Origin of the sequence: Paenibacillus farraposensis, from assembly GCF_020736845.1 — a bacterium.
Lineage (GTDB): Bacteria > Bacillota > Bacilli > Paenibacillales > Paenibacillaceae > Paenibacillus > Paenibacillus farraposensis.
This window is the reverse complement of sequence record NZ_JAFFQR010000112.1, coordinates 1,060,416-1,072,450: the sequence shown is the minus strand read 5'-3', so window position 1 is coordinate 1,072,450 and position 12,035 is coordinate 1,060,416. Positions and strand designations below refer to the sequence as shown.

The following is a 12,035-nucleotide window of genomic DNA, read 5'->3' as shown; positions in this document are numbered from 1 at the left end:
TAAAACAAATGCTCCCATTATAAAATCTCCTCTACTCTATTTCCCATGGACGACCCGACCTTACCGCAGCTTTATAAGCAGCATAGAGGGAAACGCTTTATAAGAGATGATTAATCTTTTGAATTCTTCCATTTTAAAAACGTGTTTATAGCAAAAAAAATGATTAGAATGATCAGTAAAACATTTGTAAGAGTAAGAGTATTATTTAAGCTACTCAATCTAATATTAATATCCTTTAAACCAACACTAGTTTTATCCCCCATTTCGCTTATGCTAGAACTCATTCGATTGAGATACTGTACTAATTCACCTATATCCATTCAGTACACCTCCAGATAATTGTTTACAATAACATATCATTTTTATTAGTTGTTTACAATTATTTCATATAGTACTATAATGAGGTTGTTGGAAAATTCCATTTTACGGATGTAATTGAAAAAAATGATTAATTCCAAAAGATTATTTTTTTAACCTGTTTCTCTGGAATACTAGGAGAAAAAGTCAAAGCAAGCGAAGCACCTACAGAGCATATTAAGTTAAATACGCTCTATGTTGACCTACCTTACAGTTCTGATGAATATGAAATTCAAAGAACTGAAACTGAAAAGGAAGTAGAAGTAAATGTTATTGAAAGAAAATCTGGTAATGTTGTTCAAACTGTAGGCGAATTGAAAGATAACAAAACGATTATACCTCAGGATTTTAGTACAAATGCCTACGAAACACGTACTTTATATCAAGATTATAAAGATGGATTTATAACTGCTAGACTATATTCAGTAATGTCAGTATATAGAAGCGGTTCATTTGGTGAGATTTCAAATGTTCTTGAAACATATTGGGCAGCAGTAAGTGAGGGATTTTGGACTTTAATAGATACACATGCCAGAACCATTTCTACAACTGGTAAATTCCCTACTCAAAAGGTGCAAATTACTGGAACTGCTGTAGTTGATACTCCACAAACAGAATCCGGTCGGGTTTCGCTTGGTGTTATTGGCTATACAATAGGATCGGATGGTCATATGAGAAAACCAATTAGCCAAGGCTTTTTATTTAGTTATGGTAGATAATTAATTCAATTAGTCTAGAAAAAAAGTAGTGCCGATAATGACAAAAAAATTAGTCATTAGTTGGCACTGCTTTTTTCTATAACTTAGAGGTGTTATCCCAAATAAAAAATTTAAATTTCACATTTCCATCCCCTCATTTAACTTCTAACCACAAAAGGCTAGACGAAATAATCATCTAGCCTCTTCCTGCATTTTCTATGTTTATTTAGTGTTCGACTCCATGCTTAGGAGTAATAAGTGAATAATTTTAACCCTTTTGGGATAAACTATTTTAACTCTTTTTCATTACGTTTTTATTTAAGTTTAGGAACCTCCAACCGTTTCCTGAAGCTGGATGCTTGTATTATGGCTGTGCGGATGGATAGGCATAGCTAAAATAAACAAAAAGCTAGTTGAGATGACTAACAGAACCATTTTTTTAACATTGTTTACCCACACCCTTTTAATAAGATTTAAATACTCCGCTTTGGTTTCAGGATTTGCATGAGCTTGAAAACGAACAAACAACCCCATACAATTGTTGCAGGCTTCTAGAGTGCCACATGACACTACTGGATTGACCAACACTAAACTAGACAATTTTTTTGTAGTGCCTCTGCTTGAACTCAGCCGGACTCAAGTAATCCAGAGAACCGTGAATCCGAATATGGTTAAACTAGTGTACATAGTCATGTAATTCTGTGGTTAGCTCAGCAAGACTTTCAAAATGACGTTTCTTCACAAACTTCGTTTTGAAAATTTTAAAAGTGGCTTCTGCAACGGCATTGTCATAGGGACAGCCTTTCATGCTCAAAGAACGCTCAATCTGAGAAGCCTCCAATATGAACCCACTCGGACGTATGTCAGATCGCTTACGACGATAGATAACTCCTGCTCTTGTTCAAATTTTCGGTTTCAAGTACATTCGCTTGCTTGGCTTCATTGCTTCTCGTGGGATGAGGCTTGTACAATGGGTGCTTCTCGGGAGTTTTAGGACGTCGCACATTGCTGATACCGAGTATTTATGTTTATTCTGGCGAATGACATTTACTTTCGTCCCATGATCAGCGCGGCTTGCTTTAAAATGTCATTTTCTATAAGTAGTTGCTTGTTCTGTTTTCGAAGTTTGATCAGTTCTAATTCCTCTGGAGTCCAAGTTGCCTTTCTCTTTGAAGGACCCAGATGTGGAACTCTGTTTTACCCATTTATCCAACGATGAAGAATTCAAATCGTATTCTTGAATGATATCTTTTCGTGCTTTGCCACTTTGATAGAGCTGAACCATCTGTGCTTTAAATTCAGCGCTAAAGGTACGTCTTTCTTTTTTAGTCATGATCCGTCTGCTTCTTCTAGGTTGGTCCGTAGTCTAATATATTTGACCACAATTTTCTGTCTAGAAGAGTGTAGCCGATCCATTCAACGTTGATTGCTTACGAGGAGACGGATCGAAATTACTATACAAGTGAGCTTGACCCCAAATATGTAGATGTGATTGTAAAGCGGTATATTGCCCACGTTGGTAGCGATAGCGATGTATATTTGATTCGGGAAGGTGAGCGGTATGACTATCATCAAGTTGTTGCTGAGTCGGCAAGGTCAGAGGTATTGAGATAAATGTTATATATTGGTTTGATAAAATAATTAATATTCATTTTATGGATCAGTGATGCTAGACTTTTATTACAAGGAAAATATGGAGGGGAAATCAGTGAACTACTTTTTATTAATGACTACCCGAACAAACAAGTTCGATTCTAATGATATCCAAGGACACTATGACCATCTGGAAAAGTTAAAAAAAGAGGAGCTTCTCGAAATGTATGGTCCATTTAGCGATGCAACGGGAGGAGCCTATTTAATAAAGGCAGCATCACTTGATGAGGCTACAAAGATTGGGAATTCAGATCCGCTCATTCAAAATGGATCTTCCACATTGACGATAAAGGAGTGGCTGTTGCGTTAAAAGCTCATCAGCGAAAAGTGATCATGAGTGGTCGGATATTAAAAATATACAGACGTCTATGCATATTCTTTTGCATAGGCTTTTTGTATTGGAGATAAGGTTATTAAGGCAAGAGGGAAAGCTAAGCATTGCCAACGTTGGCGATAATAGCAGCGTGTATTTAATTCGAGATGATAAACAGTATGGTTATCATGAAGTGGTTGCTGAGTCGGCAAAGTCAGAGGTATCATGTGCTGACTAAACCGAAAGGGTGATTGAAGTTGGGTTAAGCAAAAGTGAATATGGTGATTCGGTTCCTAAAGGGTATGCAAGCCGAAAAGGTAAATGTGCTAGGGGCTGAGAAAGCTCGGGTGGACAATGAGTTGATTCAGAAGGTGATTGAGGATATCGAATTGTTTTACGAGGCTGAGTTAGAAGCGTAAACTGATACATATGGGGAATGGGCTATTATAGCTTGTTCCCTTTTTTCGTGATGGAGGGGAGTTAATGAGCAAAAATAATGAAAAACCAAAAAGGATCAAACCGAAGATACTGACCAAATATGATCAATTTGTTGTGCCAAGACTCAGGGATATTCCCGTCTGGGTACGTGAAGAAGGGAGCATGGTAAAAGCACGATCAGTTCTTTTTTATTTCCGCTGTATGCCACACTTTATGATAAATCACAGTTTACGCTGATTATATCTACGACAGAACAAATTGCTCTTCCGTTCTTGGTATGATCAAAGATGAACTGGAAACGAATCAGATCCTAATTGAGGATTTTGGCATTCGTAAAGGGAGCCGCTGGAACAACAATGAAATATGGCTCAAGAGTAAAGGTGGACTGGACTCCTGCATTATGATTCGTGGCATAGATGGTAGTTTGAGAGGTATTCACTACAAGCATCATCGTCCTACCTTGGTTCTAATGGATGATCTGCTCAAGGAGGATACGGCTCGATCCGAAGCTAAACGAGAACAAATTAAAAATACATTTACGGATGTCATTTTACCTATTGTCACAAGGGATACGGATATCCTGATCTGTGGAACCATTTTGAATGAAGAAGATATTATGGCCGATTTGCTCAAAGGTAAAATTCCTGGTGTGTGAAGTGTCCGTAAAGCAGTCGTGCTTCAATTTTCAGAGCGTGATGATCTGTGGTCAGAGTGGGAACGACAATATAATAACTTGCAAGACGAGGACAGGATCAATACGGCTTTGTCTTTTTTTATGGCTCACGAAGAAGAGATGCTGGAGGGTACGAAAATCCTGTGGAGTGAGTATTTAGACTATTATTATTTGATGTGCAAGAAGCAAGCCATGGGTGAAAAAAGCTTTTATAAAGAGCTACAAAACCATCCACGTTCAACAGACGAATACATATTTCAGAATCTCATGTATTGGGACAGGTTGCCTGAATTGAGGATATGGAAACTTGCCATGTATATTGATCCAGCGATTAAAGCCGGGAAGAAAAATGACTATTCAGCTATTTCAATTATTGGTTAGCATCGGAAGACGAAGCAGATGTACGTGATCGATGGCAATATTTATAAACTGTTGCCGGATAATTTGTTCCATGTGGCTATTGAGAAGTTGAAGCTTTACCCTGTAGATAAGCTTGGATTTGAGGTGAATCAGGCACAGAGCTACATGAAACAAAAGTTTGAAGAAGAGCTATGGAAGGCCCATATACATACACCCGTAGAAAGTGTGCATTCCAAGGGGCAGAAGCATGAACGCATTATTAGCTTGGAGCCGGAAGTGAAGAAGGGTCATATTTTGTTCAATTCAGATAATCTCAGGTACAATCATCAGGTGAAGGACTACAATCGAAATTGTACATATGATGATGCCCCGGATTCACTCTATGGAGCTATTCAATTGATTCAGTCGGTCAAGAGTCTGAAGTTTTATGATCGGAGTTTGTTATTTTGAGGGATTTGCTAAAAAAATATGTATTGAATCACTCGTTAAGCAAATGGGCAGTTATCTTCAATAACCATAAAGATTGGATGTCAATGTTTAGCATGTGGTGTTGTCATTCGTTTATGGCCTCAGGTTCTTGACCGTTTTTTAAACCTTTAGATAGGCAAGTGCATAGAATGAAAATAAACAATGAAATGCTGAGAGGAGAATGAATATTGTACCGTAATTCATGCTATCCATATCCATGGCATACTCCAATGCATGGCTATTGGAATAACATCAGTTGGAGTAATAGTTGGAATGGTCATTATTATAATGGGGCCAACACGAACGGGTATCCTTATAAATTAACAGATTATGGGCAAAGGCCATTTGTAGTGAATATTGACCAAGCTACTAAGCAAAATAATACTTACCGCACCGCTTTATGGACAGGGAAACACCTTCAAGTAACCCTGATGAGTATTAATGTTGGAGGTGATATTGGTTTAGAAGTTCATCCCACAACGGATCAATTCATACGTATTGAAGAAGGTCAGGGACTTGTTCAGATGGGTGAAAGTAAAAATTATTTGAATTTTCAAGCAATGGCCTGTGGTGGCTATGCAATTATGATACCTGCTGGAACATGGCACAATGTTACCAATACAGGGAATACCCCGCTTAAAATATACGTCATCTATGCGCCGCCTGAGCATCCATATGGTACGGTTCATGTAACAAAAGCGGATGCCATGTCTGCTGAATAAAGCCAATATTATTAAGGGATCAAGTAAATGAGGTTGGAGTGGATTACTAACGGTGAACGTTAATTCAACAAGGAACTACCTTATTAAAAGGTGGTTCTATATTTATTTAAGCAACAATTACACAGCCCATTTTGAAAGGAAGAACCTATTTGCAAATAACCGAGTCAAGAACTATGCGATGCAAGAAAGTCGAAGTAATCAAAAGCTCATTTTCAACTTTCTACGTATGTTTGTAGATAACGAAGTGGGCTATCTGCTTGGAAAGCCCGTATACTATGTGTCTAAGTCGGATCAGGATGAAGCCATACATAGTATAGATGTACATATGGGTCATTGGGACAAAGAGCACAATGTACAGCTTTGAAAACAATCCGAAATCTTTGGTGAAAGCTACGAATTGAACTATATCGATTCGGATGGCCAATTTTCAGCGACGGTGCTATCTCCTTTGAATGTCTATGTGTTAGAAGACGGAACCGCAGAAAGAAATGTATTGCTTGGCCTACATAAATTTACGAGTCGATTGGATAAGCAAGTGTACCTGGAGGTGTATACCGACCATGAAATTCTACACTATACAATCGGCAACGATGACAGACACAATAAGAGTAAGCAAACCCAATCACCTGAACTAAAATATATCGGCAAACACAATCACATCTTTGGAAGAGTACCGCTCATCTCCTGTCCAGCTAATACAGAGAGAAAAAGTGGCTTCCAGGATGTGATTTCTTTGTTTGATGCCTATAACGCATTGAATTCCGATTTGGTCAATAAATCGCAGATCATCGCAATGCCTATCTAGTGATAAAGAATGCCAAGCTGGAAGCTGAAGACTTGTTGAGTATGAAGAAGATGGGATTATTCAGGTTCCGGCTGGGGGAAAGGTAAGCTGGCTTACGAAGGAGATTCTTTTGTGAAAAATGAGTTGGACAATATTGAACGCAAATTTTTTTGACAACGGTAAACTAGATCTTATACTGGTCAAGTCGATTTCGAGGTTTGCTAGGAATACACTGGATTTATTGAAATATGTACGGGAACTTAATAGTCTCGGAGTGGCTGTATTCTTTGAACGAGAGAACATTAATACACTGGATACAACAGGTGAAGTATTGCTGACTATCCTGAGTTCTCTTGCACAAGACGAGAGCCGAAACATTTCTGAAAACAGTCGATGGGGATATTACGTGGCTTCCAGAACGGCAAAGTCTTCTGCAACACGACTCGCTTCCTCGGCTACGATAAGGACGAGCAGGGTGAACTGGTCATTAATGAGCCAGAAGCAGAGATTGTACGCAGAATATATGAGGAGTATTTAGATGGTAAAAGCTATCAGGCGATTGCTAGAGGATTGATGCGAGACCACATAAAAACAGTCACGGGTGGCGATACTTGGTGGGATTCCTCCATTACCTTAATTCTGACCAATGAGAAATATTACGGAGCTTTGCTTCAGCAAAAGACGGTAACGGTAGATTTTCTAACCCACAAACGAATAAGAAATAAAGGACAGGAGCAGCAATATTTTATAGAGGATAACCACGAACCGATTGTATCCAAGGAAATATTTGAAGCGGTGCAAAAGGAGAAGGAACGAAGAGCCAAGCTGAAAGGGAGTGTGATGGGAGACAGTAAAAGATACTCCAGTAAATACGCACTAAGCAGTAAAGTATATTGTGGATGCTGCGGAGCCATTTTTAAACGCCGAACCTGGAACAGCAATAACCCATCCAAGAAGGTCGTATGGCAATGCAAAACGTATGTAAATGAAGGTAAAGTAGCCTGTGATGCCAAATCGGTTGATGAACAAGTTTTACATTCCGCGTTTGTACGATTGTTCAATCGGCTGTATAAGAATAAGAAAGGATTCATTAAAACGCTGAAAGGCAATATTGAATCGATACTTTCCAGCAAAGTAGAGCGAGAACCACTATTGGAAATTGAAGGACAGATGCAACAATTGAAATCTGACTTGAAGGAGTTAGTGAATCTCAAGCTGCGAAATCAGATTGATGAAGCCGTATATGAAGAAGAAACAAACAGGCTTTTCAATGAACTCAACGAGCTATGGCAACAGATGCTTATATTAGAGGAGGAAGAGGATCAGAAGGAAAAAATCAAGGAACGAGTTGATGAAATTATACAAATTTCAAGCTCGCGACAAGATATACTAGAACAATTTGATGATAACCTATTTAATGCGTTGGTGGAGAAGATCACGATTCTCTCACCAGCGCATTTTGTTTTTGCCTTGAAAAGTGGAATGAGCATAGATGAAGTATTGGACTAAAAAAATCATAGGCTAACACTATCAATAGGCTAACGAATATTTGTGGAGTGTATGACGGGAAGAATCAATCGAATCCCGTCTTTTACTCCTTCCATATAGATGGATTGTTTGTCCTGACTTAGCTGGTAGGCAATTGCTTCTTCCCATTCAGATAGCAGATGTTGGGCATCCTCGTGTTGGTTGGTTTTGAATTGATTCATTTGAGTGAATAGATTTTTGTCCTCTGATGAACATGAAGCCTGTTGTTCATTAGCGAATTCTAATTGATAAAATCGTTGGCGTAACGCTTCTTGAAACCAATCTGGAAAATTTGACATTGTATGTTCCCTCCCGTGGTTGAAGTGTGTGTATGGTAACTCTGATGGGATAGGGATGGTAAATCATTTGTTACTAACCATCTTAGGAGGAATTATCTATGAAGAAAAAATTAACAATACTTAGTCTGGCTCTAGCCATCACAGCCTTCTCTACTGTAAGTTTAAGCGCTTCTTACGCTTCTGATTATGACGTTTCCTCTGGAAATTCTTCTCCTTTAATTAGCGCGAATGCAAATGGTGCTGCTGTTGAGCCTCAAGCAATAGCATCCCTTGCTCGTAAAGCAGTACAAGTTGGTAAAGCAGCTTATGAAGCTAACAAGGATGCTTTGAGAGAAGCGACCCGCTTAGGAAGTCTATTAGGTACAGGTGTTTCTAGTAGTGATGTAGAGAATGCAGATGTAATTTTTGATAAATAGATGAAATATTAGGGAGAGGATCAGATTTTTATATTCTCTCTCCCTGATGTTATTAAAAAGAGGTGACTGTTTAAATGAAAAAAAGAAGTGAAGCGTGTATTTTAAATGCTACGTTATTCTCTTTATCGTTGTTCTTGATGGTTCATTTCTTTTTTATTTTACTTCACGCTGGACCGCTTAACCCGGTCTCTGTTTCATTGAAATTAGTAACTGATAACTATGTTGGACGGTTTTTTCAACAAAACTGGCATCTATTTGCTCCCCAGCCTATGACTCAAAATCTAAAATTATATGTACGTGTGAAGTATAAGGGAGAGGGCCGTAACAAAACTGTTATAAGCAATTGGTATGATGTTACTGAACCTATGATCAGGACGAATGAGGCGACAGTATTTTCACCTTATAATAGGATGCTCAGAATTGGAAGTGGATACATACATCAATTATATATAGGAGGAAAAGATGATCTGACATATAAATTAATGGAGAAAATATCTAAGAAAGATAATGTCGCCAAAGAAATAAATGCTTCTTTAGAAAAGGATTCGGATCAAGTTGAACAAATCATATACCGCTATGCCTCTGCGTTTGCGAAAAGAGAGTTTTTGAAACATGAAATAACCGATGTCCAGTTTATGACCTCAATATCGGATGCGATTCCATATTCAAAGCGAGATGATCTTCATTTTAAAGTGAAAGAAGATAATGTCGTATATGATTGGAAAGGAGTTGTAAAGGATGTTGTTGAATTACCGTAATTTTTTTATAAATGAACGCTTTCTTATTGGAACAAGTATCCTTCGGATATGTATCGGGTTGATATTACTTTTCAATTATTTTATTCATTATAAACAAAGGTATTTTTTTTGGCACGAATCTGGAATTAATATATATTCTGCTGGGTACAAGTCATTAACGTGGTCTTTATATAATTTGCATTCATCAGCTTTATTTTTTGACTTTATCTATCATCTAGGAATTATAGTTACTATTTTTTATTTAATTGGATATAAAGGCCGTCTTTTTTCAATTCTGGCCTACCTATTTTTTTATTCATTGTATGTTCGCTCTTTTCATATTAGTGACGGAGGAGACAACTTACTTATAGTGAATATGTTTTTTCTGTTGTTCACCAATAACACTGCCTATTTCTCTTTGGATTCTAAAATGAACAGCTCACATGGAAAAGACTCGAAAGACTCTGTACTCTATAAGTTATCCGTGATAATCCACAATTTTGCAGTACTCTTTTGTATTATACAACTGTGTATCGTTTATTTTTTCTCAGGAATGTACCAGCTTATGGGCGAAATGTGGCAAAATGGAACGGCTCTTTATTATATATCTCAAGTGAGAGAGTTTAGCAGACCTATTTTGGATTATATGGTTAACCATTATGTTGGACTCACCATTGTATTCACTTATTTATCTATAATTATTAAAATTGCATTCCCTTTTGCTGTGATTAATAAGAGGCTTAAACCGTTTGTAGTTATTGCTATGATATTGTTTCATATAGGTATTGCTATAGGGATGGGTCTGCTGACATTTTCGTTAATTATGATTGTTATGGAATTATTGTTGTTTACGGATCAAGAATATAAAAAGTTATACCATTTTATAAAGATCAGTTTCCGGAAAATATCAGTTACAATTCGAAGAAAAACAAGAAGATTAGGATATGTAAGCTTTCAACACAAACAAATTCTGGTTTTCTATGATGGTTGGTGTCCTGTCTGTACAAATATAAAAGGCTATTTATACAAGCTGGATTATTTTAGAATGCTGCGGCTTGTTAGTTTTCGGAATTCTTTATTGGTTCAAGCATACAAATTAGATGTTAATGAATTAGAAATGCGAATGCATAGTTTCTCAATGAATGATTCCAGTAAAATACAACGTGGAATTGACTCCATTGCACAAATTTGTACAAGAATACCGTATCTTTGGTGGGCGGTTCCTTTTATAATTATTTTCAAAAAGATAGGTATAGGCGGTTATTTGTATGATTATATAGCTTCTAAAAGAAAAGTGGTTCCCGTGGGGAACTGTGACGACTTATGTGAACTTCACCCGAAGCGTATCCATTAAGGAGCAAATTATGAAAATAATTTTATTGATAGTAGCTATGATTTTAATATTTGTTTTCATATGTATCCTGTTTTTGCTCATTGCGAAGCGCCAAAATAATAAGAAAACAGAAATGGATGTTCTAAGCTTTTTGAAGGAAAATCCGAGTAAAGCATCTTTGTATATGATCAAAAATGGTATGGAGAAAATCAGCTACAACTCAGAAGTTAAAATGCCGCTTGCTAGCACTGCGAAAGTGATCATCGCTATTGAGTTTGCTCGCCAAGTAGCGACAAAGCTGTTAGATGAACATGAACTTGTGGATTTAGAGGAATTAAATAAATTTTATATTCCTGGTTCTGATGGCAACGCTCATAATAGCTGGATCAGTTCCATTCGCTCCAACCATAAAGAAGTTCGAGGAAAAATCACGTTATTAGATATTGCTCACGGAATGTTAGCATATAGTTCCAATGCCAATACAGAATTTCTGATGGCGAAAATGGGTTTGGATAAGATCAATGAGAATATTATGAAACTCTCGCTTTCCTCCCATGATAAAATCTTTCCTTTTTCATCTGCGGGATTCATGTCTCCTTATATCCAAGAGACCGAGAACATAGGATTTACAGAGACGATACAAAGAATAAGTGAGATGAGCTACGAGGAATACATGAAGAAATCTATTGAAATTCATCAGATTTTAAATCGTGATCAGGAGATAGAATGTATTCAGAAATGGAACACCAGGAGAAATTATGGACGAAAGCTTCAAGTGCTGGAATCGAGCAAGCTTCCTTGTTCAACGACTAAAGAATATGCTTATCTCATGAAGCTCATACACAATGAGGAGTTGGTTCCTCTTACAGCCAATTCATATCTGAAACAGCTAATTCAGCGGCAAGTAGATGATTCCAAGCTAATAGAGTTTGGAAACAAAGGAGGATCTACCATTTCTGTTCTAACCGAGGCTTTATATTGTACGGATCTGGAAGGGAACGATATTCAATTAGCTCTGTTTATTCAAGATGATTCTGGGATGGATCATATCTGGCTTAAACAGAAGTTAGATTTGTTTTTTTATAAAATATTAACGGATATTGAATTTCAAGAAGAGGTAAGTCGCAAATTATCAGATAATAAGGAATGAATTTGAATGTTCTATTATATCGTAAAAATGCTGCTGATTCCGATTATGCTCTATTGGATGATGGCTTGCTTCCCATTTAGAAATCGTTCCTCGTGGGTCATACACAC

The 12,035-nt window shown here is 37.3% G+C and carries 17 protein-coding genes and 3 pseudogenes; 16 read left to right on the top strand and 4 right to left on the bottom strand.

The genetic code is table 11. From position 1 onward, the window contains the following. Positions 1-110: 110 nt before the first annotated feature. Positions 111-320, bottom strand: coding sequence for a hypothetical protein (locus tag JO375_RS23925; RefSeq protein ID WP_229526799.1), 210 nt, complete (start codon positions 318-320; stop codon positions 111-113). A 351-nt stretch (positions 321-671) separates the two neighbouring features. On the opposite strand from JO375_RS23925, the gene JO375_RS23920 reads away from it, so the two are divergent. Continuing rightward, positions 672-1,076 carry a hypothetical protein gene (locus JO375_RS23920; RefSeq protein WP_229526798.1) on the top strand — a complete coding sequence of 135 codons (405 nt, stop codon included), beginning with the start codon at positions 672-674 and terminating at the stop codon, positions 1,074-1,076. Between the two features lie 303 nt (positions 1,077-1,379). Here JO375_RS23920 and JO375_RS23915 read toward each other — a convergent pair whose 3' ends face one another. After that, on the bottom strand, positions 1,380-1,655 hold the full coding sequence (locus JO375_RS23915; protein ID WP_229526934.1) for a hypothetical protein: 276 nt from the start codon (positions 1,653-1,655) through the stop codon (positions 1,380-1,382). Next, positions 1,648-2,388 (bottom strand): annotated as a pseudogene (locus JO375_RS25210) (IS3 family transposase). The gene JO375_RS23915 and the pseudogene JO375_RS25210 overlap by 8 nt, the downstream one beginning before the upstream one ends. Positions 2,389-2,477: 89 nt before the next feature. Between JO375_RS25210 and JO375_RS23900 the strand changes: the two are divergent. From JO375_RS23900 to JO375_RS23850, 11 genes and pseudogenes are all read left to right on the top strand, one after another. Further along, the gene (locus tag JO375_RS23900) at positions 2,478-2,669 is read left to right on the top strand and encodes a hypothetical protein (protein ID WP_229526796.1); all 192 of its coding nucleotides are present in this window, start codon (positions 2,478-2,480) and stop codon (positions 2,667-2,669) included. A gap of 94 nt (positions 2,670-2,763) precedes the next feature. Continuing rightward, on the top strand, positions 2,764-3,018 hold the full coding sequence (locus tag JO375_RS23895) for a YciI family protein (protein ID WP_229526795.1): 255 nt from the start codon (positions 2,764-2,766) through the stop codon (positions 3,016-3,018). A gap of 281 nt (positions 3,019-3,299) precedes the next feature. Next, positions 3,300-3,440 (top strand): hypothetical protein, encoded by a 141-nt coding sequence (locus JO375_RS23890; RefSeq protein ID WP_229526794.1) that lies wholly within the window; start codon positions 3,300-3,302, stop codon positions 3,438-3,440. Positions 3,441-3,504: 64 nt separating this feature from the next. Next, the gene (locus tag JO375_RS23885; protein WP_229526793.1) at positions 3,505-3,696 is read left to right on the top strand and encodes a hypothetical protein; all 192 of its coding nucleotides are present in this window, start codon (positions 3,505-3,507) and stop codon (positions 3,694-3,696) included. A 40-nt stretch (positions 3,697-3,736) separates the two neighbouring features. After that, a complete protein-coding gene (locus JO375_RS23880) occupies positions 3,737-4,114 on the top strand; it encodes a hypothetical protein (protein WP_229526792.1) in 378 nt (125 codons plus the stop codon). 18 nt (positions 4,115-4,132) lie between these two features. Then, positions 4,133-4,513: a hypothetical protein gene (locus JO375_RS23875; RefSeq protein WP_229526791.1), complete on the top strand. Its 381-nt coding sequence runs from the start codon at positions 4,133-4,135 to the stop codon at positions 4,511-4,513. Between the two features lie 18 nt (positions 4,514-4,531). Continuing rightward, positions 4,532-4,942 carry a hypothetical protein gene (locus JO375_RS23870; protein WP_229526790.1) on the top strand — a complete coding sequence of 137 codons (411 nt, stop codon included), beginning with the start codon at positions 4,532-4,534 and terminating at the stop codon, positions 4,940-4,942. Positions 4,943-5,148: 206 nt separating this feature from the next. Then, a complete protein-coding gene (locus JO375_RS23865; protein ID WP_229526788.1) occupies positions 5,149-5,682 on the top strand; it encodes a cupin domain-containing protein in 534 nt (177 codons plus the stop codon). Positions 5,683-5,734: 52 nt separating this feature from the next. Beyond that, a pseudogene (locus JO375_RS23860) lies at positions 5,735-6,487 on the top strand (phage portal protein). A 118-nt stretch (positions 6,488-6,605) separates the two neighbouring features. Then, positions 6,606-6,821: pseudogene (locus tag JO375_RS23855) on the top strand (recombinase family protein); the annotation flags it as partial. Between the two features lie 38 nt (positions 6,822-6,859). Continuing rightward, on the top strand, positions 6,860-7,975 hold the full coding sequence (locus JO375_RS23850; protein ID WP_229526787.1) for a recombinase family protein: 1,116 nt from the start codon (positions 6,860-6,862) through the stop codon (positions 7,973-7,975). 29 nt (positions 7,976-8,004) lie between these two features. Here JO375_RS23850 and JO375_RS23845 read toward each other — a convergent pair whose 3' ends face one another. Then, positions 8,005-8,292: a hypothetical protein gene (locus tag JO375_RS23845; RefSeq protein WP_229526786.1), complete on the bottom strand. Its 288-nt coding sequence runs from the start codon at positions 8,290-8,292 to the stop codon at positions 8,005-8,007. A gap of 98 nt (positions 8,293-8,390) precedes the next feature. On the opposite strand from JO375_RS23845, the gene JO375_RS23840 reads away from it, so the two are divergent. The 4 genes from JO375_RS23840 to JO375_RS23825 all read left to right on the top strand — a co-directional run bounded on the left by JO375_RS23840 (position 8,391) and on the right by JO375_RS23825 (position 11,928). Next, positions 8,391-8,708, top strand: a complete 318-nt coding sequence (locus tag JO375_RS23840; protein ID WP_013372457.1) for a hypothetical protein — start codon at positions 8,391-8,393, stop codon at positions 8,706-8,708. Between the two features lie 74 nt (positions 8,709-8,782). Beyond that, positions 8,783-9,466, top strand: coding sequence for a DUF5819 family protein (locus tag JO375_RS23835; protein ID WP_229526785.1), 684 nt, complete (start codon positions 8,783-8,785; stop codon positions 9,464-9,466). 544 nt (positions 9,467-10,010) lie between these two features. Beyond that, entirely contained in the window at positions 10,011-10,799 is a 789-nt protein-coding gene (locus JO375_RS25205; protein ID WP_377529039.1) for a DCC1-like thiol-disulfide oxidoreductase family protein, read from the top strand. Between the two features lie 10 nt (positions 10,800-10,809). Continuing rightward, complete coding sequence (locus JO375_RS23825; protein ID WP_229526782.1) at positions 10,810-11,928, top strand: serine hydrolase; 1,119 nt, start codon at positions 10,810-10,812, stop codon at positions 11,926-11,928. The last annotated feature ends 107 nt before the right edge of the window (positions 11,929-12,035 follow it).